Source organism: Rhodococcus sp. NBC_00294, assembly GCF_036163995.1.
In the GTDB taxonomy this organism is placed as follows: domain Bacteria; phylum Actinomycetota; class Actinomycetes; order Mycobacteriales; family Mycobacteriaceae; genus Rhodococcoides.
Genome location: NZ_CP108043.1, coordinates 1,004,633 through 1,028,904 on the forward strand (window position 1 = coordinate 1,004,633; position 24,272 = coordinate 1,028,904).

The 24,272-nt window shown below is 68.5% G+C and carries 20 protein-coding genes; 6 read left to right on the forward strand and 14 right to left on the reverse strand.

Annotation, left to right across the window (positions count from 1 at the left end):
• Nucleotides 1-4: 4 nt before the first annotated feature.
• Nucleotides 5-787 (forward strand): pirin family protein, encoded by a 783-nt coding sequence (locus tag OHB23_RS04755; protein WP_027505989.1) that lies wholly within the window; start codon nucleotides 5-7, stop codon nucleotides 785-787.
• A gap of 14 nt (nucleotides 788-801) precedes the next feature.
• Here the strand turns inward: OHB23_RS04755 and OHB23_RS04760 are convergent, their stop codons facing one another.
• Nucleotides 802-2,232 (reverse strand): amino acid permease, encoded by a 1,431-nt coding sequence (locus OHB23_RS04760; protein ID WP_328810988.1) that lies wholly within the window; start codon nucleotides 2,230-2,232, stop codon nucleotides 802-804.
• 23 nt (nucleotides 2,233-2,255) lie between these two features.
• Nucleotides 2,256-3,197: a universal stress protein gene (locus tag OHB23_RS04765; protein ID WP_328810989.1), complete on the reverse strand. Its 942-nt coding sequence runs from the start codon at nucleotides 3,195-3,197 to the stop codon at nucleotides 2,256-2,258.
• A gap of 133 nt (nucleotides 3,198-3,330) precedes the next feature.
• On the opposite strand from OHB23_RS04765, the gene ggh reads away from it, so the two are divergent.
• Complete coding sequence (gene ggh, locus OHB23_RS04770) at nucleotides 3,331-4,668, forward strand: glucosylglycerate hydrolase (protein ID WP_204869410.1); 1,338 nt, start codon at nucleotides 3,331-3,333, stop codon at nucleotides 4,666-4,668.
• Nucleotides 4,669-4,695: 27 nt separating this feature from the next.
• Here ggh and OHB23_RS04775 read toward each other — a convergent pair whose 3' ends face one another.
• Nucleotides 4,696-6,750 (reverse strand): PhoX family protein, encoded by a 2,055-nt coding sequence (locus tag OHB23_RS04775; RefSeq protein WP_027505992.1) that lies wholly within the window; start codon nucleotides 6,748-6,750, stop codon nucleotides 4,696-4,698.
• A 153-nt stretch (nucleotides 6,751-6,903) separates the two neighbouring features.
• Between OHB23_RS04775 and OHB23_RS04780 the strand changes: the two genes are divergently transcribed.
• Nucleotides 6,904-7,734, forward strand: coding sequence for an alpha/beta fold hydrolase (locus tag OHB23_RS04780; protein ID WP_328810990.1), 831 nt, complete (start codon nucleotides 6,904-6,906; stop codon nucleotides 7,732-7,734).
• Between the two features lie 46 nt (nucleotides 7,735-7,780).
• Here the strand turns inward: OHB23_RS04780 and fdhA are convergent, their stop codons facing one another.
• The 3 genes from fdhA to OHB23_RS04795 all read right to left on the reverse strand — a co-directional run bounded on the left by fdhA (nucleotide 7,781) and on the right by OHB23_RS04795 (nucleotide 11,696).
• Nucleotides 7,781-9,001, reverse strand: coding sequence for a formaldehyde dehydrogenase, glutathione-independent (gene fdhA / locus OHB23_RS04785; protein ID WP_056440903.1), 1,221 nt, complete (start codon nucleotides 8,999-9,001; stop codon nucleotides 7,781-7,783).
• 112 nt (nucleotides 9,002-9,113) lie between these two features.
• Nucleotides 9,114-9,869 (reverse strand): amino acid ABC transporter ATP-binding protein, encoded by a 756-nt coding sequence (locus OHB23_RS04790; protein WP_056440906.1) that lies wholly within the window; start codon nucleotides 9,867-9,869, stop codon nucleotides 9,114-9,116.
• Between the two features lie 3 nt (nucleotides 9,870-9,872).
• The gene (locus OHB23_RS04795; protein ID WP_222632432.1) at nucleotides 9,873-11,696 is read right to left on the reverse strand and encodes an ABC transporter substrate-binding protein/permease; all 1,824 of its coding nucleotides are present in this window, start codon (nucleotides 11,694-11,696) and stop codon (nucleotides 9,873-9,875) included.
• Between the two features lie 190 nt (nucleotides 11,697-11,886).
• Here OHB23_RS04795 and OHB23_RS04800 point away from each other — a divergent pair, with 190 nt between their 5' ends.
• A complete protein-coding gene (locus tag OHB23_RS04800) occupies nucleotides 11,887-13,251 on the forward strand; it encodes an ammonium transporter (RefSeq protein WP_027505997.1) in 1,365 nt (454 codons plus the stop codon).
• A gap of 3 nt (nucleotides 13,252-13,254) precedes the next feature.
• Here OHB23_RS04800 and OHB23_RS04805 read toward each other — a convergent pair whose 3' ends face one another.
• From OHB23_RS04805 to OHB23_RS04820, 4 genes are all read right to left on the reverse strand, one after another.
• Nucleotides 13,255-14,022, reverse strand: a complete 768-nt coding sequence (locus tag OHB23_RS04805) for an LLM class F420-dependent oxidoreductase (RefSeq protein WP_328810991.1) — start codon at nucleotides 14,020-14,022, stop codon at nucleotides 13,255-13,257.
• Nucleotides 14,023-14,074: 52 nt separating this feature from the next.
• Nucleotides 14,075-14,593: a TIGR04338 family metallohydrolase gene (locus OHB23_RS04810; protein WP_328810992.1), complete on the reverse strand. Its 519-nt coding sequence runs from the start codon at nucleotides 14,591-14,593 to the stop codon at nucleotides 14,075-14,077.
• Nucleotides 14,590-15,405: a DUF2786 domain-containing protein gene (locus OHB23_RS04815; RefSeq protein ID WP_056440912.1), complete on the reverse strand. Its 816-nt coding sequence runs from the start codon at nucleotides 15,403-15,405 to the stop codon at nucleotides 14,590-14,592. The genes OHB23_RS04810 and OHB23_RS04815 overlap by 4 nt, the downstream gene beginning before the upstream one ends.
• A 113-nt stretch (nucleotides 15,406-15,518) precedes the next feature.
• Entirely contained in the window at nucleotides 15,519-18,968 is a 3,450-nt protein-coding gene (locus OHB23_RS04820) for an ATP-binding protein (RefSeq protein ID WP_328810993.1), read from the reverse strand.
• A gap of 134 nt (nucleotides 18,969-19,102) precedes the next feature.
• Here OHB23_RS04820 and OHB23_RS04825 point away from each other — a divergent pair, with 134 nt between their 5' ends.
• Entirely contained in the window at nucleotides 19,103-19,645 is a 543-nt protein-coding gene (locus OHB23_RS04825; RefSeq protein WP_027506002.1) for a hypothetical protein, read from the forward strand.
• Between the two features lie 67 nt (nucleotides 19,646-19,712).
• On the opposite strand, the gene OHB23_RS04830 is transcribed toward OHB23_RS04825, so the two are convergent.
• The 4 genes from OHB23_RS04830 to OHB23_RS04845 form a co-directional block, all read right to left on the reverse strand.
• A complete protein-coding gene (locus OHB23_RS04830; protein ID WP_027506003.1) occupies nucleotides 19,713-20,804 on the reverse strand; it encodes an inositol-3-phosphate synthase in 1,092 nt (363 codons plus the stop codon).
• Complete coding sequence (locus OHB23_RS04835; protein WP_027506004.1) at nucleotides 20,797-21,435, reverse strand: PadR family transcriptional regulator; 639 nt, start codon at nucleotides 21,433-21,435, stop codon at nucleotides 20,797-20,799. The genes OHB23_RS04830 and OHB23_RS04835 overlap by 8 nt, the downstream gene beginning before the upstream one ends.
• Nucleotides 21,436-21,562: 127 nt before the next feature.
• Nucleotides 21,563-22,402 (reverse strand): DUF1707 SHOCT-like domain-containing protein, encoded by an 840-nt coding sequence (locus OHB23_RS04840; RefSeq protein WP_328810994.1) that lies wholly within the window; start codon nucleotides 22,400-22,402, stop codon nucleotides 21,563-21,565.
• Between the two features lie 9 nt (nucleotides 22,403-22,411).
• The gene (locus OHB23_RS04845; protein ID WP_328810995.1) at nucleotides 22,412-23,209 is read right to left on the reverse strand and encodes a DUF1707 SHOCT-like domain-containing protein; all 798 of its coding nucleotides are present in this window, start codon (nucleotides 23,207-23,209) and stop codon (nucleotides 22,412-22,414) included.
• Between the two features lie 138 nt (nucleotides 23,210-23,347).
• Between OHB23_RS04845 and OHB23_RS04850 the strand changes: the two genes are divergently transcribed.
• Nucleotides 23,348-23,767: a DUF5318 domain-containing protein gene (locus tag OHB23_RS04850; protein WP_056695695.1), complete on the forward strand. Its 420-nt coding sequence runs from the start codon at nucleotides 23,348-23,350 to the stop codon at nucleotides 23,765-23,767.
• The last annotated feature ends 505 nt before the right edge of the window (nucleotides 23,768-24,272 follow it).

Consider the following 24,272-nt stretch of genomic DNA (forward strand, 5'->3'; position numbering starts at 1 on the left):
TCCCATGACGACCTCCACCGCACCCGAACTCGACGTCCGTCGCGCCGACGACCGGCCGGCCACGAACATCGGCTGGCTCGACTCGCACCATTCGTTCTCGTTCGGACATCACTACGATCCCGACAACACCCACCACGGGGTGCTGATGGTGAACAACGACGACATCGTGGACGCGGGTACCGGTTTCGACACGCACCCGCACCGGGACATGGAGATCGTCACGTGGGTCCTGCAGGGATCCCTCGTGCACCAGGACTCCATCGGGCACAACGGGCTCATCTACCCGGGGCTCGCCCAGCGGATGAGCGCCGGCACGGGAATCCTGCACTCGGAGAAGAACGACTCGTGGCGTCTCGCGTCGACGGAGAACCCGTCGCAGAAGCATCGGGACCCGGTGCACTTCGTGCAGATGTGGGTCGTGCCCGACGAGGCCGGCATCACCCCCGGGTACGAGCAGCTCGAGATCGACGACGAACTGCTCTCGGGCGGGCTGGTTCCGGTCGCGTCGGGAATGGACGCCTACAAGGACCACTCGGCGATCCGCATCAAGAACAAGTACGCCGCGATGCACGTCGCACGGTTGCGTTCCGACACCCCGGCTCAGGACCTTCCGGATGCTCCGTTCCTGCACGTCTTCGTCGCCCGCGGCGAGGCCTCGCTCGAGGGCGTGGGCCTGCTGCGCGAGGGTGACGCGGTCCGCATCAAGGGCGGTGGCGGACAGACACTGTCGACGACGTCCGCAGCCGAGGTCATCGTCTGGGAGATGCACGCCACCATCGGTCGCTGACCGTCACGCTTCGATCAGCCCTGGAGCCTGTTCGGCTCCAGGGCCGATCGCCGTCGTGAGTAGGTGAAGTAGAGCACCGACGTGGCCGCCAGCCAGACCGCGAAGAGGATCCACGTCTGGATGTGCAGGGTGCTGATGAGGTACAGGCATGCGCAGATCGACAGGATCGGGAGCACCGGGTACAGCGGAACCTTGAAGCCGCGCTCGATGCTCGGCTCGCGGCGGCGCAGAATGATCACTCCGGCGGAGACGACGATGAAGGCCACGAGCGTGCCCATCGACACCAGGTCCGCCAGGAAGTCCAGTGGCAGGAAACCCGCGAGCAGGGACACGAAGAACGCCACGATGATCGTGTTCTTCACCGGTGCGAGGCTGCGAGGGTTCACCTGCGAGAACACCGTCGGGATCAGACCGTCGCGGCTCATCGCGAACAGGATCCGAGTCTGCCCGTAGAGGGTGACCAGCGTGACCGAGAAGATCGAGACGACGGCGCCCGCCGACAGCACGATCGACGGCCAGCTCGATCCTGTGACGTACTGCAGGATCTCGGCGAGACCGGCCTCCTGGCCCTCGAACTCGGTGTACTTCTGCGCGCCGATCGCCGACATCGTCACCAACAGGTAGATCAGCGTGACCACCACCAGCGCGCTGATGAGCGCGATGGGCAGCGTGCGCTTGGGATCGTGCACCTCCTCGCCGGCCGTCGACACCGCGTCGAGTCCGATGAACGAGAAGAAGATCAGGCCGGACGCCGCACCGACACCGGCGACTCCGAACGGGGCGAACGGTTCCAGATTCTCGAGACTGAATCCGGTGAAACCGACGATGGCGAACATCGCGAGGATGCCGATCTTGATGACGACCATGACGGCGTTCGCACGAGCGGACTCACTCGTTCCGCGGATCAGCAACACGGCGCACAGCGCGACGAGAACGATGGCGGGCAGGTTGACGCCGAAACCGGCGCCGTCCCCGGGTGCATGCGACAGCACGTCCGGAATGCGTAGTCCGACAGTACGATCCAACAGGTCGTTGAGATACTGGGACCACAGCACCGACACCGCGGCCGTCGACACGCCGTACTCGAGAATGAGGCAGGCGCCGACGAGGATCGCGACGAACTCGCCGATGGTGGTGTACGTGTAGGTGTAGGTCGACCCGGAGGCCGGGATCGACGACGCCAGCTCGGCGTAGCAGAGCGCCGTCAGGCCGGCCGTGACGGCGGCGATGACGAACGAGAAGATGACCGCGGGGCCCGCCACCGGGACGGCGGACGAGAAGATGAAGAAGATGCCGGTGCCCACGGTCGAGCCGACGCCGATGCACGTCAGCTGGAACGTGGTGATCGACCGCTTCAGCCGACCTTCGCCCGTCGCCTCCAGGGCTGCGATGTCGCTGATCGACTTGCGTCGCAGCAATCCCGAACCGTTGCCCGGATCGCTCATGTTTCCTCCACTATCGGCGTGGTTCACCGAGCGAATCGGCTTCCACGGGGAACGACCAGAATTGGAACAGGGCTGTGCCGCAAGATCTTCGACGCGGTGGAGCCGAGGAACACCCGTGCGAGAGGTCCGAGGCGGGACGAACCGAGCACCAGCAGGTCCTCGGGCCCCAGCTCGACCGAGTCCACCACGTGCTGCCAGTCCCCGCCGGAACCCACCGCGCACGTAGGGGACAGGGCCGGGTAGGCGGACGTGACGTCCGACGCCGCGGAGTGCAGCATCTCGGTGGCCTGCTCACGCCACTGCGACGTCACCAGATCCTCCGCGTCGTAGCCACCGAAGGGGGGATACGTCGTCGAGCGTCGTGGTGCGAACGCCACCAGGCGCAGCGCGATGTTCCAGCGCACCGCGAGAGCCGCTGCGGAATACAGCGCATCCTTGGCTTCCGGGGTCCCGGTGTAGGCGCAGGAGATGCGGCAGACGGCGTCGGTGCGGCGGCGTGCTCCGCGCGGCGCCAGTGCCAGCGGAACAGCCGACGAGTGCAGCAGCGTCTCGCTCGTGCTCCCCGGCGTGAAGCGATCGTCGGGACCGTCGGAGCTCCCCAGCACCACCAGGTCGGCATGGTGAGTGGCCGCCGCCGCGGTGAGTGCGGCCGACTCGGCGGCGTTCTCGGCGAAGAAGGCGGAGGGCGATCCCAGATCGGCCGGAGTGAGCAGGTCCGCGATCGCCGCATCGGCCCGAGCGGCCGCATCCGTGCCGCGCTCCTCGAGCCAGCGTCGGTACTCCGCGTCCACGTGCGCCATCGACGGGAACGGCCACGTCCGCGGCAGGACGGTGCACGTGCGGACCGTCATCGCGCCGCCCGCGGCCCGAGCGGTGGTCGCCATGCGCGCGGCCAGACCTAGAGCATCGTGACCGGAGTCGTCCGGCAGCCACCCGACCAGCGCGGACATCGACGCGGTCGACACACCCACCACCCCCGACCAATTGCCCCGGCGCGTTCGACGCCGATGGCTCAGTATGCGACCGACGCGCCGGGCCCGCACCCCGACTCACCGGCGCGTCCTGCAGGATCGCGCCGTCCGACGGATGATGTCTCCCATGGCCGCCCCCGGATTCACCCCGACTCAGCTCGCGGCACGGGCCGCCTATCTCCTGCGCGGCAACGATCTGGGCACCATGACCAGCGCGGCTCCGCGTCTGTACCCGCACATGTGGAGCTGGGACGCCGCCTTCGTGTCGGTCGGGCTCGCCCCGTTGAGTGTCGAGCGGGCCGTCGTCGAGCTCGACACCCTGTTGTCCGCGCAGTGGTCCAACGGCATGATCCCGCACATCGTCTTCGCCAGCGGTGTCGACGGATACTTTCCCGGGCCCGCCCGCTGGCAGGTGAACGAACTCGCCGCGCACGCACCCGTCGGCGTCCACACCTCGGGCATCACGCAGCCCCCCGTGCACGCGATCGCCGTGCAGCGCATTCTCGATCACGCCCGTCGACGTGGGCGGACCACGCGGCAGGTCGCCGGTGAGTTCCTCGATCGGCGATGGCCGGATCTGGTGCGGTGGCACCGCTGGCTGGCACACGCACGCGATCAGAACCACACGGGGCGCATCACGCTGTACCACGGGTGGGAATCGGGCATGGACAACTCGCCGCGCTGGGACGCGGCGTACGCGAAGGTGATTCCGGGGGCGGTGCCGCCGTACATCCGGGAGGACACGTCCATCGTCACCGACTCGTCGCAGCGCCCGAGCAACATCGAGTACGACCGCTATCTCTGGCTGCTCGAGGAGATGAAGCTCGCCCGGTACGACGATCTCGCGCTGAACAGTGCCATGAGCTTCGCGGTGGAGGACGTGTTCGTCAGCGCGATCTTCGCCGTCGCCTGTGACGTGCTGGCCACCATCGGCGAGGACCATTCCCGGCCTCATGCGGACGTGCGGGACCTGCGCGCCTGGGCCGACCGGTTCCGGAGCGGCGTCGTCGCCACCACCGACGCGCGTTCCGGCGCGGCTCGGGATCGCGACGTGCGGTCCGGGGAGTGGATCAAGACCGACACGATGGCGATGTTCGCGCCGCTGCTGTGCGGTGGGTTGCCTCGTGACACCGAGCGGGCGCTGCTGCGACTCTTCGAGGGTCCGCGCTTCTGCGGGCACCCGGACTTCAAGTACGCCGTTCCCCCGTCGACGTCGCCGATCTCGCGGGACTTCCGACCTCGTGAGTACTGGCGCGGTCCCGTGTGGCCGGTGGTGACGTGGCTGTTCTCGTGGGCCTTCGCTCGACGCGGGTGGTCGGAGCGGTCGGCGATGTTGCGCGAGGAGGGGCTGCGGCAGGCCAGCGACGGCAGCTTCGCCGAATACTACGAGCCGTTCACCGGAGAGCCGTTGGGAAGCATGCAGCAATCGTGGACCGCGGCCAGCGTGCTCGACTGGCTGGGCTGACCGCGGTCCACGACGGCAGGGAGAAGGTCAGACCTTCCACACCGCGACGACCGACGGGCGGGGCTGCGAGTCGCCACCGTCGGGCCAGTGCGAGGCGGGGGCGTCGGCACTGGCGTCGTCCTCCTCGCCCGGGTGCTGCACGCTCACGACGACACGCTGCTCCTGCACGATCGGACCGCAGGTCTCGGCGCCCTTCGGCACGGTGAGGAACTGCTTCGTCTGGCCGCGGCGGTCACCGTCGAGAACCACCGAGAACAGGCCGTCGTTGGAGTCGAGGGCGTTGCCGTCCGTCGACACCCACAGGTTGCCGTCGGCGTCGAACGCCAGGTTGTCCGGGCACGAGATCGGGCTGACCTGCGACTTGTCGAAGCCACCGAAGTAGGTGTCGGCGGCTGCGGGATCGCCACAGACGAGCAGAAGGTTCCACGTGAAACTGGTCCCGGCGTGGTCGTCGTCGAGCTCGAGGACCTGGCCGTTCTTGTTCTTGTCCCGCGGATTCGCCTCGTCGGCGGCGGCCTTGCCCTCGGTGCCTCGGTTCGAGTTGTTGGTCAGCGCCACGTACACCTTGCCGGTGACGGGGTTCGGCTCGAAGTCCTCCGGCCGGTCCATCTTGGTGGCGCCGACCTTGTCACCGGCGAGGCGCGTGAAGACGGCGACCTCCTCGGCGGACATGCCGTCGACCAGGGACTCGCCGCGGCCGTCCTCGCCGGTACGCAACAACGGGATCCACTCGCCCTTGCCGGCGAACTGTCCCGTCGTCGGGAGCTTTCCGGAGCCGTCGATCTGGTCGGGCGCGTCACCGGAGAGCGTCGCGACGTAGAGGGTTCCGGCGTCGAGAAGCGTCACGTTGGACCGCAGTGCCGCAGCGCCGGTGCCCTGCATCATCTTCCGGCTGGAGACGAACTTGTACATGTAGTCGAAACGCTCGTCGTCACCGCTGTAGGCGACCACGGTGCCGTCGTCGGTCACGTGGATGGTCGCGGCCTCGTGCTTGAACCGGCCGAGTGCCGTGTGCTTGATCGGCGCTGCGGTGGGATCCCACGGGTTCACCTCGACGACCCAGCCGAAGCGATTCACCTCGTTCGGCTCCTGCGCCAGATCGAAGCGCTTGTCGAATCGCTCCCATTTGCGCTCGGACGCAGCACCTTCCACGCCGTAGCGCGCCAGACGCTCGGCGACCACGGGGTCGGTCACACTCTCGGCGTTGGCGAAGTACTGGTTGATGTTCTCCTCGCCGGACAACACGGTGCCCCACGGGGTGACGCCACCGGAACAGTTGTTGAACGTGCCGAACACCCTGGTGCCGGTGGGATCGGCGGAGGTCTTGAGGAAGTCACTGCCGGCCGCGGGTCCGGTGAGGACGAACTCGGTCGATCCGGTGATGCGACGGTTGTAGCGGCCCATCTGCGGGGTGAGCTTGCCCGAGCCGTTCTCACCGGCCACCTGGACCACCGAGAGACCATGGGCGGCAAGGCCGATGGCGACCTGCTCCGCGGTGGGGTTCTCCGCGTCGTACCCCTTGAAGAGGAACGGTTCCGTCGTGTACTCGTGGTTGACCACCAGCAGGTACTCGGTGGACGACCCGTCGATCGGCAGCAGACCCGCGAAGTCGTTGTTGAATCCGAACTGCTTCTCCTGGGCCGCCGAGGTCTGGTTGTCGAAGTCGAAGGCAGGCGCACCCTCGACCACCGGGTCGCCCCACCGGATGACGACGGCCTGCTCGTAGCCCTCCGGGACGACGACCGCGTCCTCGGTGTTGGGCGCGACGGCGGCGAAGTCGAGTCCACGCGGCTCCGGGGTCGGGGTGGCCGACGCGGTGGTGGCCGTGCCCGAGTCCTCTGTGCCGCACGCGGCGAGGGCGCTGGTGGCGCCGACGGCCAGCACGGCCATCGCACTACCGCGCAGGATGCCGCGGCGCGTCATCGCCGTCTTGACGATGTCGCCGAAGTACTCGCTCGACGACGTGTTGGGCACCTCGTGGAAGCAGGCGTCGCCGCACTTGTACTTGCACGTCAGCGACGACCGCGAGGAGCTGCCGTCGTGCTGATGGGAGACGATCAGGGGAAGCGGAATCGTGGTCACCGGTCGACCGTAGAAGTGCCGGGCAAAAGGCAAAGGGAAGGTAAGCAACTCCCCGGGTGCAGGAAGGTGAACGGTGGGCGAACGTGTGTCGTCGGGGCACGCTCCGGGTAGACCGAGAGCGACGCGGAGACACCGCGACGAAGGAGGCACGACATGCCGATGCTCTCGGTGGGAGTCGAGAACGACGCCCCGATCGACCTGCACTACCAGGACCGAGGCGAGGGCGCGCCGGTGGTGTTGATCCACGGCTGGCCGCTCAACGAGCGGTCGTGGGAGCCCCAGATCGTCGCACTGCTCGACGCGGGCCACCGCGTCGTCACGTACGACCGGCGTGGATTCGGCAGCTCGTCGCAGCCCGAGTCCGGTTACGACTACGACACGTTCGCCGCGGACCTGTCGGTCCTGCTGGAGACGCTCGACCTGCGGGACGTGACGCTGGTGGGTTTCTCCATGGGCGGCGGCGAGGTGGTGCGCTACCTCGCGAAGTACGGCAGCGACCGCATCGCGAAGGCGGTGCTCGCCGGTGCTGTTCCCCCGTACCTCTACAAGTCCGAGGACAACCCCGACGGCGGCCTCGACGACGAGACGATCGCGGGTTTCGAGAACGGCGTCGAGGAGGACCGTAACGCCTTCCTCGACGGCTTCGCCACCAACTTCTTCAGCGCGAACGGCGAGCTGAAGGTCTCGGAGGAGGATCGTCAGTACGCGGTGGACATGGCGGCCGAAGCGTCGACACCGGCGATCCTCGGCTGCATCGAGGCGTTCGCGCGCACCGACTTCCGTGAGGACATGCCGAAGATCGACGTCCCCACCCTCGTCATCCACGGCGACGCGGACGCCGTCGTTCCGTTCGAGGTGAGCGGCAAGCGCTCACACGAGGCGATCGCGAACAGCACCCTGGTACTCGTCGAGGGCGGCCCGCACGGGTTCAACACCTCGCACCCGGATCGGTTCAACCAGGAACTGCTCGCGTTCCTGGGCTGACGCGCACTCGCGAGGTGGGCGCCACAGCCCACCTCGCGAGAGTCGGTCAGGCCGCGCCGAGGAGCCCGTGGGGGTCGAGCACGAACTTCGTGGCCTCACCGGAGTCGAAGTCGGCGTAGCCCTGCGGAGCCTGCTCGAGCGAGATGGCGCGTGCGTTGACGGCCTTCGCGATCTGCACGCGATCGTGCAGGATCGCCATCATCAGGCCGCGGTGGTACTGCATCGTCGGGCACTGTCCGGTGGCGAAGGACAACGACTTGGCCCACCCGGTGCCGAGGCTCAGCGACAACGCGCCGACCTTGGCGGCTTCGTCGGATGCGCCGGGATCGCCGGTGACGTACAACCCCGGAATGCCGAGCGAACCACCCGCCGTCGTGATGTCCATCAGCGAATTCAGCACGGTGGCAGGCGCTTCCGTCGCCGACCCGTCACCGTGACCGCGTGCCTCGAAACCGACGGCGTCGACGCCGCAGTCGACTTCCGGCACCCCGAGCAGCTGCTCGATCTGATCCTTCGGATCGCCCTTGCTGACGTCGACGGTCTCGCAACCGAAGCTTCGGGCCTGCGCGAGCCGGCTCTCGTTGAGGTCGCCGACGATGACGACGGCGGCGCCGAGCAGTTGCGCACTGGCTGCGGCGGCGAGCCCGACCGGACCGGCGCCGGCGATGTAGACCGTCGATCCGACGCCCACTCCGGCGGTGACGCAGCCGTGGAAGCCGGTGGGGAAGATGTCCGACAGCATCGTCAGGTCGAGGATCTTCTCCATGGCCTGGTCTCGGTTCGGGAACTTCAACAGGTTCCAGTCCGCGTACGGCACCATGACGTATTCGGCCTGGCCGCCGACCCAGCCGCCCATGTCGACGTAGCCGTAGGCGGCGCCGGGACGATCAGGATTGACGTTCAGGCAGATGCCGGTCTTGCGTTCCTTGCAGTTCTTGCAGCGACCGCACGCGATGTTGAACGGCACCGAGCACAGATCACCCTGCTTGATGAACTCCACGTCGCGGCCCACCTCGATGACCTCGCCCGTGATCTCGTGCCCGAGCACCAGGCCCTCGGGTGCCGTCGTGCGGCCGCGAACCATGTGCTGATCGCTGCCGCAGATGTTGGTGGACACCACCTTCAGGATCACTCCGTGCGGACACTCGCGGCCCACACTCGCCGGGTTCACGCCGGGCCCGTCTTGCAAGGTGAAGCTGGGGAAGTCGATGTCGACGACCTCGACCTTCCCGGCTCCGGCGTAGGCGACGGCTCTGTTGTCGGCCATGTGTTCAGCTCCCGTTCGAGGTAGAGCGCCGACATTCTCGAGTGCGAATGTCGGCATCTCTCTCGACCGTACGCGGGATGCTGTGCGCCGCGTCACATTCGCGGCTCGGGGATCAGAGCACTTCGGACAGGAACCTCTGCAGTCGCTCGGTCTGCGGGTCGTCGAACAGCGCTGCGGGCGGGCCCACCTCGACGGCGCTGCCGTGGTCCATGAACAGCACGCGGTCGGACACCGAGCGGGCGAAGCCCATCTCGTGCGTGACGACGACCATCGTCATGCCGCCGGTCGCGAGGTCCGCCATGAGGGCGAGCACGCCCTTGACGAGCTCCGGGTCGAGGGCGGACGTGGCCTCGTCGAAGAACATCACCTGCGGTTCCATGGCGAGTGCTCGCGCGATGGCCACTCGCTGCTGCTGACCGCCGGAGAGGTTGCCGGGGCGCGAGCCCGCTTTCTCCTTCAGGCCCACCTTGTCGAGCTGGGCGAGCGCGGCGGCGTGTGCGTCGTCCTTGCTCAGTCCCTTCAACTTCCACGGACCGAGCGCGACGTTGTCGAGGACGGTCCGGTGCGGGAACAGGTTGAACTGCTGGAACACCATGCCGATGCGCTGGCGCAGCGCGTCTGGATCGTCCTTCAGCACCGAGCGTCCGTCGAGCAGGATGTCGCCCTGCTCGGGCTCGTGCAGTCGGTTGAGCACGCGCAGGAGCGTGGACTTGCCCGACCCGGACGGTCCGATGACAGTGGTGGTGGCTCCTGCGGCGACGTCGATGTCGACGCCGCGCAGGACCTTGTTGGTGCCGAAGGACAGGTGCAGGTCACGGCCGGCGAGTGAGACGCCGGTCAACGGCTCGGTCGAGGGTGCGGTGGTCATGTGTCAGCCTCTTTCCACGACGATGGCCTGCTCGACCGGGTCGAGTGTCTGCTCGGCCTTGCCGACGCGCAGACGCTTGTCGATGTAGTTGACCAGGTGGGTCAGCGGGACGGTCATCGCGAGATAGACGAGTCCGGCCGCCACCAGGGGTGACAGGTTTCCGGTCTGCGCGTTGAGGTCTCGGCCGACGGCGAACAGTTCGCGCTGCGTCGCCAGCAGACCCAGGAAGTAGATCAGCGACGAGTCCTTGATCAGCGAGATGAACTGGTTGACGAGTGCGGGAAGCACGCGCCGGACACCCTGCGGCACCACGACCAGGCGCATCGAGCGTCGGTAGCTGAACCCGAGAGCACGCGCTGCCTCGATCTGCCCCTTCTCGACGCTCTGGATGCCGGATCGGAAGATCTCGCCGATGTACGCGGCCGCGAGCAGCGACAACGCCACCGCACCGAGCCAGTACGGGTTGTTGCCGGTGATGCCGCTGACCACCGGTCCGATGCCGAGACCGATGACGAGGATGATCACGACGGCGGGCAGTCCGCGGAAGATGTCGGTGTAGACGCGTGCCGGCCAGCGCAGCCAGCGGGTGCGGGACAGGCCCGCCAGTGCGAGAAGCATGCCGAGAACCGTGCCGATGATGCCCGATGCCAGCGCGAGGATCAGCGTGTTCGGCAGGCCGGTCTTCAGCAGGTCCGGCAGCGCCTGCTTGTAGAGGTTCCAGTCGAAGAACGTGTCGCCGAGCTGCTCGAACGTCGACTTCGGTGCGACGGCCTGCGCGGCCGGGGCATTCGCGTCGTTCTCGGCGGCGATGGCCGCGAAGTCGGGAAGCTCGGGCTGCGGCGCTGCCTTGCTACCGGGCTTGAATCCCTCCGGGAGTTCGCGCGGCACCCAGTCGGAGTACAGCTGGGCCCAGGTCCCGTCCTCGATGATCGCGTCGAGGCCGGAGTTCAACGCGTCGATCAGCGGCTGATTGTCCCGCGCGACGGCCCACCCGACGAAGTTGTTGAGGCTGAACGTGTTCTGCGTGATCGCGGTCCCGTCCTCCGGCTTCACCAGGCCCTCGGCCTGCTGCGACGGTGCGACCCAGGCGTCGATCTGTCCGGTGCGGAGATTTGCGTACGCGGTGTTGTAGTCGGGGAACTTCACCGGGTCCAGGCCCAGGGTGTTGACGACGTAGTCGTCCTGCACCGTTCCCTGCACGACGCCGATACGGGTGTCCGGCCCCAGGTTCTCGAAGGCGGTGATCGGTCCGCCGGCCTTCGCGACCAGGGAGAAGTAGCCGAAATCGTAGCCGTTGGTGAAGCCGACCGTGTTGCGCCGCTCGTCGGTGGTGGTGATGGACGACGACCCGACGTCGAAGCGTCGGCCGGCGACCTGCGCGAGCAGACCCGAGAACTCGGTGCCCGAGAAGTTGATCTGCAGGCCGAGCTTCGCGGCGACGGCCTTCAGCAGCTCGTTGTCGTAGCCGGTGTAGGTGCCGGAGCCGTCGACGCAGATGCTCGGCGGCGCGTCGGAGAGCGTGCCGACGGTGAGCTGGCCGGGCGTGATCAGTCCGAGCTGCGAGGTGTCGATGCGATCGAGCGGCGTGACCGACGGCGTCGTGTACCGATCCTCGGTCGCGGCGGCGGCCGCGGCGTCGAAGTTGGTCGGCGTGGACGACGCGCTGTCCACACCGGGAGGTGAGCACAGTTCGGTCGGTGCCGCGGCAGCGGACGAGGAGCCGTCCGACGAGCCGCCGTCCGAGGTGCCGCAGGACGCGAGGAGGACGGCGAGGAGAAGTGTGGAGACGAGGACGATGAGTTTCCGTCCCACGCGGTGCGCAAGCATGAGATGAACACTAGGGCTCACGTGCCGGGATCACCGAAACGTCGAACGCGCAATGGTTGTGCTCAGTGATCTGTTGCCGGTGATCGCCGTGGGGACCGCTCCGACCAGGGGTCTAGTCTCCGTCGGGGCGCACGTCACCGACTATCCAGGACGCCTGGAGGGTGTGCGCCGGGGGACGGAAGGTGTTCGTATGTACTCCAGTCTCGAGTACCCGCTGACGGGCGCTCCGGATGCCGGCAACACGGCGTGGGTTCTGGCCAGTGCCGCGATGGTGCTGTTGATGACTCCGGGGCTCGCGTTCTTCTACGGCGGCATGGTGCGCGTGAAGAGCGTGTTGAACATGATGATGATGAGCCTGTCGGCCATCGGGGTCGTGTGGGTCCTGTGGGTCCTGTTCGGATACTCGATGGTGTTCGGCGACGACAGCGTCGGTGGGTGGATCGGGGACCCGACGCAGTTCGCCGGCCTCACCTCGTTGATCGGCGGCAGCTTCGGAGCAGGGGGCGGCGCGGTCGAGATCCCGCTGGTGGGAACCGTTCCGGCGCTCGCCTTCGTGGCCTTCCAGGCAGGCTTCGCGATGGTCACCGTGGCGCTCGTGTCCGGCGCCGTCGCCGACCGGATGCGTTTCATGCCGTGGGTGATCTTCGCCGGCCTCTGGGCGACACTCGTCTACTTCCCCGTCGCACACTGGGTGTTCGCGTTCGACGGTGTCACCGCGGAGACCGGGGGCTGGATCGCCAACCAGCTGAAGGCCATCGACTTCGCCGGGGGCACCGCGGTGGAGATCAATGCCGGCGCGGCCGGACTGGCGCTCGCCCTGGTCGTCGGCAAGCGTCGTGGGTGGCCACGGGAGGCGATGCGGCCGCACAACCTGCCCGCCGTCATGGTGGGTGCCGGGCTGCTGTGGTTCGGCTGGTTCGGCTTCAACGCCGGATCGTCGCTCGCGGCGGACGGCGTCGCCGCGGTCGCGTTGGTCAACACGATGGGCGCGGGCGCGATGTCGATGGTGGCGTGGCTGGTGGTCGAGAAGATCCGCGACGGGAAGGCCACATCCTTCGGCGCGGCGTCGGGTGTCGTCGCCGGTCTGGTGGCCATCACGCCGTCGTGCACGGCCGTCACCCCGATCGGCGCTCTGGGCGTCGGCGCTGCCGCCGGTGTCGCCTGCGCCCTGGCGATCGGCCTCAAGTACCGCTTCCGGTACGACGACTCGCTCGACGTGGTCGGAGTGCACCTGGTCGGTGGCATCGTCGGCACGCTCATGATCGGCCTCCTCGCGAGCAGCGACATGCCGCCCGGTGTCGACGGCCTGTTCTACGGCGGCGGCGTCACGCAGCTGGGTCGACAGGTGGTCGCCGTCGTCGTCGTTCTCGCCTATGCGTTCCTGGTCACCGCGGCCATCGCCACGGTGCTGAAGCTGACCATCGGGATCAGAGCGGATCCGCAGCACGAGACGGACGGCATCGACGAACACGAGCATGCCGAGTCCGCGTACGAGTTCGCCTCCTCGCACGGCGGACACGGCAGCTCGGGGCTGTTCGGAAAGCAGTCCGGCTGACTGTCAACCCTGGTGCGACCGCGCCCAGGAGATCGCGCCGGTCAGCTCGGTGAGGTCGTAGTCGGGGCCGTTGACGCCGACGGTGAAGAGGGTGGCTCCGGCGTCGACGAAGGCCTGCGCGTCGTCCGCGCCCGGCCACGCCACCGATCGCTCGATCTGCGACACGTCGCGGCCGACGGTCTCACCGTGTCCGGCCAGGACCTCCAACTTGTGCTTCAGCGCGTCCAGGTCGGCGAAGCTGTGCCAGACGTCGGCGTAGCGGGCGACCATCTTGAGCGTCTTCTTCTCACCGCCACCGCCGATGAGAATCGGGATGTGGCGAGTGGGCGCCGGATTGCCGACGGCGAGACGCGAGGTGATGCGGGCGAGACTCTCGTCGAGCAGTGCCAGGCGTGAGCCGGCGGTGCCGAAGTCGTAGCCGAAGTTGTCGTAGTCCTTCTGGTTCCACCCGGCGCCGATGCCCAGGATCAGCCGTCCTCCACTGATGTGGTCCACGGTGCGCGCCATGTCGGCCAGCAGGTCGGGATTGCGGTAGCCGCCGCCGGTGACGAGCGCGCCGATCTCGACGTTCGAGGTCTGCTCGGCCCAGGCGCCCAGCATCGTCCAGCACTCGAAGTGGGCGCCGTCGAGGTCGCCGTACAACGGGTAGAAATGATCCCAGTTGAAGACGATGTCCACGCCGGCGTCCTCGGACCGCAACACCGCGTTGCGGATGAGGCCGTAATCGGGGGCGTGTTGGGGCTGAAGCTGAACTCCGATGCGAACGGACATGTGTGATCCTTCGGTGAGTGCGCTGGCTGTCGCTTCCATGGTGCCCGGCCTGTCAACCGATGCGCACTCCACACGCGTGCATCGTCGCGCGGAGGACGAAACCTGCCTCAACGCCGATGATCTCCGAGACCAGGGTGAGATAGCGATCGACGAACGCGCCGCCGTGGGCCGGTTCGCGGTGGTCGTCCGGATCGCCGGGTTCGAGATGGTGCGCGATCTCGTGCAGCACCACCATCTCGCGCAGGGCCCAGGCGCGTCCCCGTACGTGGAGTGGGACAGCGATGGTGGCGGTGTCGACCTCGTAGTGCGCGGCGCCCGCGCCCGAGCGGGCCCGGACCCGTACCGGGACCGCCGCGCGTGGCCACTCGCTGCGCACCCAGTCCAGAGCGGTGACGCCGTCGACGTAGGTCTGGACCGAGTCGAGCGAGGCGAAGCGCCGCTCGATCGGCAGGGTGACCGTGGACCCGAGGATCTCGACGGTGCGCAGGCCCCGTTCGTCCGCGCGGTCGAACATGGTGCGGACCTGATGCTCGGCGTCGTAGACGCGGGAGCGCTGGCTGTCGCGGGTCACCGTTCGAGTTGTCCTCGGGGGCCGCCGATCTCGCTCTGATTGCCCAGGCGTGCACGTCGACCGGCGTGGTCTCCGGCTCGCCGAGCCTCCGACGAGTACGAGCGACCCGAGCTGCCGCGCCAGGTACCCCGGGCGGTGGAAGCGGACCGGTAGAAGTCGCGCAGCTCGATCTCCTTGTCACGCAACACCAGTGCGGTGCCGGCCTCGGGAGCTTCCGTGGCGACCGCCTCGGCCTCGGCCTCCTTCTTGACGGCGGCCAGGCGCTCGCCGACCCGGTGCGCGAACGCGGTCTGGAACTCGATCCTGGCAGTGACGCCGGCGAGCGGCGCCCGCTCGACCGTGCGATAGCGCCGGCGTCCTCGGACGACGGTGACCTCACGGTCCACGGTGGCGTCCCGGTACGCACCCGACGAGATGTACGTGTCGCTCGCGCGCACCATCTGCACGAGCAGGCTCGCGTACAGGGCCTCGCACGTGTCGATGTCGCTCTCGAACCCGTACGCGAAGACCTGCGTCGACGACTGCGCCACGTCGCACTGCACGTCGTTCGCGCGGGCGATGGCCACGAACAGCAGGACGTAGGTGCGCAGGCCCTTCTTGCCGTGCTCCCCGATGTGGACGACGCGCTGCACCGGCGTCGCCCGCTTCTCGCGCGAGGCGGTGTGCGAGCGTGCCACGGCCAGATCGACCGAGGCGGCGGTCGCGAGACGCTGCGCGGCCTCCATGAACGCCTCGGCCTCGTGGGGATTGTCCGTGGACTCGGCCTGACGCAGAAGCCCACCGATGCGGGCCACCATCCTGTCTGAACTCACGGGCCGAGAGTACGCCCGGACCAGCCGTGAGCCGGGCCCACCGAGCGTCCCCGGGGACGGCCGTCCACAGGCGCTCGCAGGGTCTTGCGGACGGCCGCGTCGGCGAGTAGCAGTCAGCGCTCGGAGTTCTCCACCAAGGCCGCGACGGCGTCGATGCGCCGCCGGACCGCCGAGGCTCCGATGACGTCCGCACGGGTGCGGGCCGACGCCAGAGCGCGGGCCGCGAGCCGTCCGGTGCGGGCGTGCTCGATGCGGAGACCGAGATACGCGTCCTCCGCGCTCCATCCCTCGAAGCCGCGGGCGACGTGCAGGCGCCGCGCGGCGTGCAGATGGCGACCCGCTCGCTCGACGTGACCGGTGGCCAGGGACGCGTCGGCCAGGTGGTGGTGCACCACGCCGAAGACGCTCGGGGCGACCGACACGGTCTGCTCCGCGTAGGGCAGCAACCGTTCGTACACGTCGGTGCACACCAGTGTGTTGCCCACCGTGGCACCGGCACGGGCGATGAAGGTCATCGACATCAGCCAGAGCATGTCCGGGGCGATCGCCGCGAGCCGTTGCTCGTCGTACCAGTCCATCAGCTCGCGCGCCTCGTCCATGCGTCCGACGTCGGCGAGCGAGGACGCCACGACCGGGCGGAACGCCGGGATCAGGTCGAACATCGTGGCCATCTCGTCGCGCCGATCCGCGAAGTGCCGGAGATCTCCGCGCATCGTCCGGAGGGTGAGGATCGACGTGTGTTCGCGGCCGTAGGTGTGGCTGCCGAGCGCGGCGTCGGGCGTCTCGCAGATCCGTGCCAGCACGGTCTCCGCGCGCACCAGTCGTCCTGCCGACACGTCCACGCCGAACTTGGAACACACCATGGCCCAGGTCATCTCGGGGTCGTCCGCGAGATCGGCCCGGGTCACCGCCGCGAGTGTCGAGTCGGCGCCGCCGAGGTCGCCGAACGCCTGCTGGGTCCTGGCCAGGATGGTGGCGGCGGACGGATCGCGATGCCGCCGAGACGATGTCGACTCCAGCTCGACGAGGCGCGTCATCGCCTCCTGGCGTAGATCCCAGCACTGGGGCACCAGGAGGCACCACAGCATCGCGCGCAGCGCCGACTCGAGGGCACTGCGGTCTCCCACCGAATGCGCCAGCGTCACAGCCTGTTCGAGAAGGTCTCGGCGTTCCTTCCAGTCATCGGTCCAGCTCAGCTCCATGGCCAGCAGTACCAGGACCTTGGCCGTGGCGGCGCTGTTCGAGCGGCCGGAGTCCTCGAGGACGTGCAGTGCGTCGTGCAGGCTGTCGAGTCGTTCCGGCAACGGGTCGAACATCTGGAACAGGCCCGCACCACTGATCGTGTCCGCCAGCGTCGCGTCGACCTGTAGGTCGACGTCGCCCAGTCTCCGCGCCATGGCGATCGCGTCGAAGAGAGTGGCCCGGTAGGACCGGTCGATGCACTTACGCTGCGCCCGGCCGAGGTCGATCAGCAGTCGGCACCGCTCTCGGGAGTCGCCGTGCGGCACCATCTTCCGAAGGGCGGTCCGGTACCCCACCACCGCGTCCTCGTACGCGGACACCGCGTAGGCGGCGTCGCCGGCACGCCGCGCGTAGAGCGCGGCCTCGGAGCGGTCGGAGTCCAGCGCCCTGCCGAAGTGGTACGCGATGCGCGCGAGTTCGTCGGCGGTGGTGTCGGCACCGAGATCGACCAGGGCCCGAGCCACGTCGGAGTGCATCTGCGCTCGCCGCGCCCCGGGTATCGCGTCGTACAGAGTCGACTGCACGAGAGCGTGTCTCATCACCAGCTCGTCGTCGGTGTCGCCGGCGACCAGGAAGTTCACGGCCAGCAGTTCGTCGAGGGTCTCGGCGAAACGGAGATCGGACGGGATCGTCGAGGCGGCCCGCAGCAGCGGGCGCGAGACCGTCACCCCGGTCACCGCGCACAGTTCGAGCAGAGTGACTGCGTCACAGCTGAGTTCGCGACTCGCGAGACGCACCGCGTCCGTGACCGTGAAGGGGAGCGAGCCGCCGGGTTCGCGCTCGTGTGCCGCGATGACGGCTGCGACCAGCAGGGCGGAGCCACCGGTCCGTGCCACGATGGCCTCGGGGTCGAGGGTCGAGTTCTGCTCGCGGAGGAGGTCGTGCACCGCGGCCAGAGACAGTCCGCCCAGGGTGATCTCGCGGAACCCCGCCGACAACCGGATGACGTCGAGGGTCGCCTGGAGTTCCGGGGACACGAGGTTCTCGTCCCGCATTGTCGCGAGGATGCAGAGTCGGTCGTTCTGCGTCGACCGCGCGAGATGGCGGACCAGGGCGGCCGTCGTGCCGGAGGCCCACTGCAGGTCGTCGATCACGAGCAGGGTCGGGGCCTGTCGAGCGGGCCCGACGAGCCACCGCTGCACCGCGTCGGACGCCCCTGTGCGGTCGTCGTCCACGTGCGGGGGGATGAGGTCCCCGAATCGACGTGCGGCCCCGGGGATGATGCCGAGGATGTCGGCGCCGTTGGTCCGCAGCCACTGACGCGCTCCGATGACGCCGCGCGAGTCGAGGTCGCGGGTGACCGCCTCCACGAACGGTTCGTACGGGATGGTCGAGTGTTCGCTGCAGCGACCCGACACGACGTCCGTGCCGGCGGCGCGGGCACGCTGCATCACGGCGCGGGCGAGTGACGTCTTCCCTGCCCCCGGCGGACCCGAGACCAGGAGAAACCGTCCATGACCGGCAGCGGCCGCCTCGAGGTCCTCGACGATGCGGCTCATCTCGACATCGCGTCCGACGAAGGCGGATCCCACCGGCGGCTCCTCGCGCTGCGCTGGGGTGGTCTCGGTATCGTCCTCCAACAACTCCAGGTACAACGACTGGGTCTCGCGTGAGGGGCTCACCCCGAGCCGGTCCGCCAGCACCGCTCGGCATCGCGCCGCCGCCCCGAGAGCCTGTCCGCGGTCGCCCAGTGCCACGTAGCCACGCATGGCGATGCGGTACGCGCTCTCGCGCAGGGGGTCGGCTGCCAGCAGGGACTCCGCGGAGGACACGGCGTTCTCGAACGCACCGAGATCCATCGACGCGGTGGCGTCCGCTTCGAGGGCCGTGAGCCGCAGGTCGTCGAACTCTCGCCGGACGTCGTCCGCCCACGCGCCGTTGGCTCCGACGAGCACGGGTTCGGCGAGCAGACGCAACGCCGTCCGGGCATCGCGGGCACGGTCCGCGGGTGATCCCTCCGTGCGCCGGCACGCGTCCCGGATCTCCTCGAGATCGACCGTGGTGTCCGGCGGAAGAGTCAGACGCACCATGCCGGTACGGGACACGATCGACGTACCCGCGATGTCCGCGGCGTCGAGAACGTCCCGCACCTTCGAGATCACCCCACGCAGCACAGAATTCCAGGTGCGCGGCCGCTTCTCGGGCCAGAGCAGGTCCGCCAACTCGTCGTGCGAGACCTCTCGATGGCGATTGAGCGTCAGATACGACAGCAGTTCGACGCAGCGCGGTCCACCGATGATGCGGGGATCGACCACCCGAGAGCCACGCTCGACGGTGACGGCACCGACGAGTCGGACGGAAGCGGGTGAGTCACTCGTCACCTGACAAGTCTAGTCAGCTGTGCGTATTCGCGCCGCACGCAGGCACTTTTGCACTTCTTGTGCACGCGTCGGGCACGGTGAGTACAGGAGAATCCGGCCGACCCGGCCGGCGCACGACCCTCAGGAGCGACCCCATGCCTCGAACCTCCGTCACGGCCTGCCTGCTGGCGGGGTCCGTCGCCTCGCCCCTGTGCACACAGCGGAGCCACCGACTGGGTTCCGGCCCGTCCTGCGGTACCGCGGACGTCGCGTCCGACGGGATGTTCACCTACTCGCGTACGGCGTCTGTGGACCGGTGGGAGGACGACCCGTCGTCCTTCGGCTCCGATCGCTTCACCATCGTCGTCACCGACGGGGACCACGAGGTGGGGGAGATCGTGATCACGCCGGTGTTGTCCACGAGTGCGACGGAACCGATCACGGCCGTCGGCGTGGTCACCACCGAGGGCACCGTCGTGACGTACGAGCACGACGCGGCGGCGTCCGCACGTCGCCGACCGCTCACGGAATCGTCTCCTCCGAGGGGGCCGCGCGTGACGGGTGCGCATCATCGACTCGCCGTCGTCCGCTTCGGTACCGAGACCTGCGATCAGACGTTCCAGGTGTTCGTGTCCGACGGTGTCCGCGGCACCACGTCGTACCTGCTCGGCGTCCCCGACGGCCCGCTCGACCGGTGAGACGCCGACGGGGTCGCCGCGGCCGAGTGATCGACCGTGACGACCCCGTCGGGACGTTCGCGAGTGGCTACTGCTCGTCGGAGCCGATGATGAACGCCTCGAGCTGCTGACGAGCGATGTCGTCGGCGAGCTGCTTCGGCGGGCTCTTCATCAGGTACGCGGACGCGGGCACGACAGGTCCGCCGATTCCGCGGTCCTGAGCGATCTTCGCTGCGCGCACGGCGTCGATGATGACGCCGGCGGAGTTCGGGGAGTCCCAGACCTCGAGCTTGTACTCGAGGTTCAGCGGGACGTCACCGAACGCGCGACCCTCGAGGCGGACGTAGGCCCACTTGCGGTCGTCGAGCCAGCCGACGTGATCGGACGGGCCGATGTGCACGTCCTTCGCATTGAACTCACGCTGCAGGTTGGACGTGACGGCCTGCGTCTTCGAGATCTTCTTCGACTCGAGGCGCGTGCGCTCGAGCATGTTGAGGAAGTCCATGTTGCCGCCGACGTTCAGCTGCATCGTGCGATCGAGCTGGACGCCGCGATCCTCGAACAGCTTGGCCATGACGCGGTGGGTGATGGTGGCACCGACCTGGCTCTTGATGTCGTCGCCGACGATGGGCACACCGGCGTCGGTGAACTTCTTGGCCCAGACCGGATCGGACGCGATGAAGACGGGCAGCGCGTTGACGAACGCGACCTTCGCGTCGATGCAGGCCTGCGCGTAGAACTTGTCGGCCTCTTCGGATCCGACGGGCAGGTAGGAGACGAGCACGTCGACCTTCGCGTCACGCAGTGCCTGCGCCACGTCGACCGGCTCCGCGTCGGAGATCTCGATGGTCTCCGAGTAGTACTTGCCGATGCCGTCGAGTGTCGGGCCGCGCTGGACGCTGACGTCGCTCGGGGGCACGTCGGCGATCTTGATGGTGTTGTTCTCGCTGTTGAAGATGGCTTCGGACAGATCGAAGCCGACCTTCTTGGCGTCCACGTCGAACGCGGCGACGAACTCGACGTCGCGGACGTGGTACTTGCCGAACTTCACGTGCATGAGGCCGGGAACGGTGGTGTTCTCGTCGGCGTCCTTGTAGTACTGCACGCCCTGTACCAGGGACGACGCGCAGTTACCCACGCCCACAATGGCCACGCGCACCGCAGTGCTGTTGTCACTCATGGTCGGGTTCTCCTTCTTTTCCGTATCGGGTGGCCGGAGCCGACGTGCTCTCCGGGTGTGCCACGGCCGAGGTGTCGGTCGTGGGTGCGGGCGGTGGACTCTCCGAAGTGATCGCCATTGCCTCGGCAGCGATCAATTCGTTGAGCCACCGCACTTCGCGCTCGCTCGACTCGAGGCCGAGCTGATGCAATCCGCGCGTGTACCTGTCCAACGACCCACTCGCACGGCCGATGGCGTCGCGGAGCCCCTCACGGCGCTCCTCGACCTGGCGACGCCGACCTTCGAGTATCCGCATCCGCGCCTCAGCGGGGGTGCGCCCGAAAAAGGCCAGGTGTACGCCGAATCCATCATCTGTGTAGTTCTGCGGACCCGTGTCCGCGACCAGCTCGGTGAACCGAGCTCGGCCGGCCGGCGTGAGTTCGTAAACACGACGTGCCCGACGCTTGACGGCGCCCTGGACTCCGGGGTTCTCGACGATGAGCCCGTCCGCCTGCATACGACGCAAGGTGGGGTAGAGCGAACCGTACGAGAAGGCCCGGAAGGCACCGAGAAGTCCGGTGAGTCGCTTACGAAGCTCGTAACCGTGCATGGGTGTCTCCAGGAGCAGGCCGAGGATCGCCAGTTCGAGCATGTGCGGTCCCCTTCCCGTTCCGACCCGAGTCCGCGTCGAGATGACGCTCGCTCACTATAACCGCCACATGTATCGGGCCGATATATGGGGGTACATGTAACTGTCGAGAACATGAACACGGGCCCCGTCAGGGACGGTGGGGGCTGACCCGCGTGACCTCACCGGCCAGGGTGGCCTGCAGGTATCCACCGCGGCCGTCCGCATCCGCGGCGTAGACCAGTACCTCCGGCACTCCCTCGTTGCGCACGAGCACGTGGGTGACCGACGCGTCCGGTACCTCGACGAACGACGCGGAACCCGCCATCAGGCCCGCCAGTGCCGCGACGTCGAGCGCGGTGAGGTCGAAGGGCAGCTCGTCCGTCTCCCTCGGGCTCGTCGCGGCGGACTCCTCGAAACCGCCGCGGACCGACACCTCGCGCACGCGGTCGCTCTCGGCGAGGCGGGTCAGAGAGGCGCGATCGTCCGACGGGTACAGCACCAACTCGGTGACCTCGGGGTCGCCGAATCGTGTGATCCACCGGTCGCGGAAGTCGGCCAGGCCCTCCGGGGTGTCGAACACGAAGGGTCGCGCGACGATCGGCGTCACGGTGCCCGCGGCCGTCGCTCCCGGGCCGACGGACGACGACGGAGCCGCGACGCTCGGCGACGACGGTGCATCGGATCCGCGGACCGCCAGCACGACGGCGACTCCGAGGACGAGGACCACGACGAGCAGACCCACGATCACCGGGCGCCGGGACGGTCCGGGTGCGGGCCGTATCGCCTCGGGCAGCGGTACGGCCGCCTGCAGATCGGCGGCCAACGCGTGGAGATCGCCCAGTGTCGTCGCCGTTCTCGCCGCCGCCACCCGTGACCGGTGCTCGTCGAACGTCAGTTGCCCGTCCGCGTACGCGGTGTCGAGAGCGGTCGCGACCACGGCGCGATCGATGTCACGGGCGCGCAGTCGTCGATCCTGTCCGGTCGCCATCGTCGTCTCCTACTCGGTCGGATCGAACGGGGTGACGCTGAGGAAGTCGCCCGACAGGGACGCCTCGAGGTATCCGTCCTCGTTCGCGGCCTCGTTGCTCGCGTGCAGGCTGATCGCGGGGCCGGCGCCGGTGTTCCGGACGAACAGGTACAGCGAGTCGATCTCGGCGATGTTCAGGCTCGCGCCGGCGCCCAGAACCAACCCGCCGAGCACGCCGGGGCCCAGGTCGGCGAGGTCGACGGTCGCCGTCTCTCGGTCCCTGTCCGCGTCGTCCGACTGTCTCCACTCGCCGTCGCGGTACTGATAACGCCTCTCCCGGCCCGGATCGTCGGGACTCGGCGCCCTCAGCAGCACGTACTCGGAGTAGAACATCAGCTCGTCGACGACGGTGGTTCCCAGCAGCATGCCCGTCGACGCCACGATGTCGTCCATCGCGCGCGGTTCGAGGTAGCCGGCCGAGCCGTAGGTGCCGGTCGCGCTGTCGTCGGACGCACAGGCGCGGACACCGAGGAACAGGAGTGCGGCGACGACCAGGAGAACAGCCCACCGGATCACCGCGCTCAGCACGCTCGGCCGACCCCGACGGGAGAGCCCCGCGGCTGCCGTCCCGGGCGACGCCATCGGAGCCAAATCCGACTCGCCCTGCAGATCGCCGATCAGATCGTGGAGGTCCTCGAGCGCACGTGCATCGGTGGCGAGGGCGATACGGGTGGCGTGCTCCTCGGCGTCGATCTGGCCGTCCGCGAGCGCACGGTCCAGCGCGGCGCACGCGTGCACTCTGTCCTGGTCACGCGCTCTGACACCCACAGATCGGACCGTCGGCATCGCCAGATGGTAGGCCCGTGGACCGGGTCCCTCAAGTGCTCCGGCTCCACGGCTCCGCTCCAGCGCACGGGACGGGGTCGAGCACCACCCCACCTCGACGGCGCACGTACTCTGGTCACCGTGAGATCACAGCGGCAGGTGGTGGACTACGCGTTGCAGCGCAAGTCGCTGCTCGCCGAGGTCTACTCCGGACGAACGGCGATGGCCCAGGTCTGCGACGCCGATCCCTACCTCCTCCGAGCGGCGAAGTTCCACGGTCGGCCGTCCACCGTGGCGTGTCCCATCTGCCGGAAGGAGCAGCTCACGCTGGTCTCCTGGGTGTTCGGGGAGAAGCTCGGGACGATGAACGGCTCGGCCCGGACCGCGGACGAGCTCACCCGCCTCGCCGGCACGCAGGAGGAGTTCTCCGTGCACGTCGTCGAGGTCTGCCGAACCTGCAGTTGGAACCACCTCGTGCAGTCGTACGTCCTGGGCGCCGTTCCGGCGCCCAAGAGCCCCCGCACACGCTCCGCCTCCCGCCGACGCACGGCCAGTGAGTGACGGACGCAGGTCGTCGGCGGTACCGTCCGTCGGTGGTCCCCCGCGCAACCGAGTCGAACGAGCCCGACGCACACGTGACCGTCGCCACCTGGTCACACGTGCGTCCTGACAGTGGAGTACGTGAGTGAGTTCCCCCTACGACAGTTCCGGTGACGATCGCGGGCGTCCGTCCGGCCGCCACGGTCGACCCGACGGGCCCGGGGAACCACCGCGTCACGGGCGCCCGAGCCACGAGCCGGTCCGCGATCCCCAGCAGCGGCCGTCGGGCCCACCCCCACCGCGTGCGCCTCGCCGGGACGGCCCCGGTGGTCCCCCGCCGAGCTGGCCGCCGGCCGATCACCCGCGGCGCCCGGCCTACGGTCCGCCGTCCTACGACGATCGTGGACCGGACACCACCCAGATCCCCCCGACCGCGCCCCCGCCGCGGTCGCAGGCGTTCTCGCAGCCGCGCCCGTACTCGGACGATCCACGGGCGACCGACGTTCCACCCTCCCGGCCCGTGACG

Excerpts from the sequence above, each read along its gene's own strand:
- OHB23_RS04755 (WP_027505989.1), top strand. The coding sequence starts at position 5 with ATGACGACCTCCACCGCACCCGAACTCGACGTCCGTCGCGCCGACGAC.
- OHB23_RS04760 (WP_328810988.1), bottom strand. The coding sequence starts at position 2,232 with ATGAGCGATCCGGGCAACGGTTCGGGATTGCTGCGACGCAAGTCGATC.
- ggh (WP_204869410.1), top strand. The coding sequence starts at position 3,331 with ATGGCCGCCCCCGGATTCACCCCGACTCAGCTCGCGGCACGGGCCGCC.
- OHB23_RS04780 (WP_328810990.1), top strand. The coding sequence starts at position 6,904 with ATGCCGATGCTCTCGGTGGGAGTCGAGAACGACGCCCCGATCGACCTG.
- fdhA (WP_056440903.1), bottom strand. The coding sequence starts at position 9,001 with ATGGCCGACAACAGAGCCGTCGCCTACGCCGGAGCCGGGAAGGTCGAG.
- OHB23_RS04790 (WP_056440906.1), bottom strand. The coding sequence starts at position 9,869 with ATGACCACCGCACCCTCGACCGAGCCGTTGACCGGCGTCTCACTCGCC.
- OHB23_RS04795 (WP_222632432.1), bottom strand. The coding sequence starts at position 11,696 with ATGCTTGCGCACCGCGTGGGACGGAAACTCATCGTCCTCGTCTCCACA.
- OHB23_RS04800 (WP_027505997.1), top strand. The coding sequence starts at position 11,887 with ATGTACTCCAGTCTCGAGTACCCGCTGACGGGCGCTCCGGATGCCGGC.
- OHB23_RS04805 (WP_328810991.1), bottom strand. The coding sequence starts at position 14,022 with ATGTCCGTTCGCATCGGAGTTCAGCTTCAGCCCCAACACGCCCCCGAT.
- OHB23_RS04825 (WP_027506002.1), top strand. The coding sequence starts at position 19,103 with ATGCCTCGAACCTCCGTCACGGCCTGCCTGCTGGCGGGGTCCGTCGCC.
- OHB23_RS04830 (WP_027506003.1), bottom strand. The coding sequence starts at position 20,804 with ATGAGTGACAACAGCACTGCGGTGCGCGTGGCCATTGTGGGCGTGGGT.
- OHB23_RS04835 (WP_027506004.1), bottom strand. The coding sequence starts at position 21,435 with ATGCTCGAACTGGCGATCCTCGGCCTGCTCCTGGAGACACCCATGCAC.
- OHB23_RS04840 (WP_328810994.1), bottom strand. The coding sequence starts at position 22,402 with ATGGCGACCGGACAGGATCGACGACTGCGCGCCCGTGACATCGATCGC.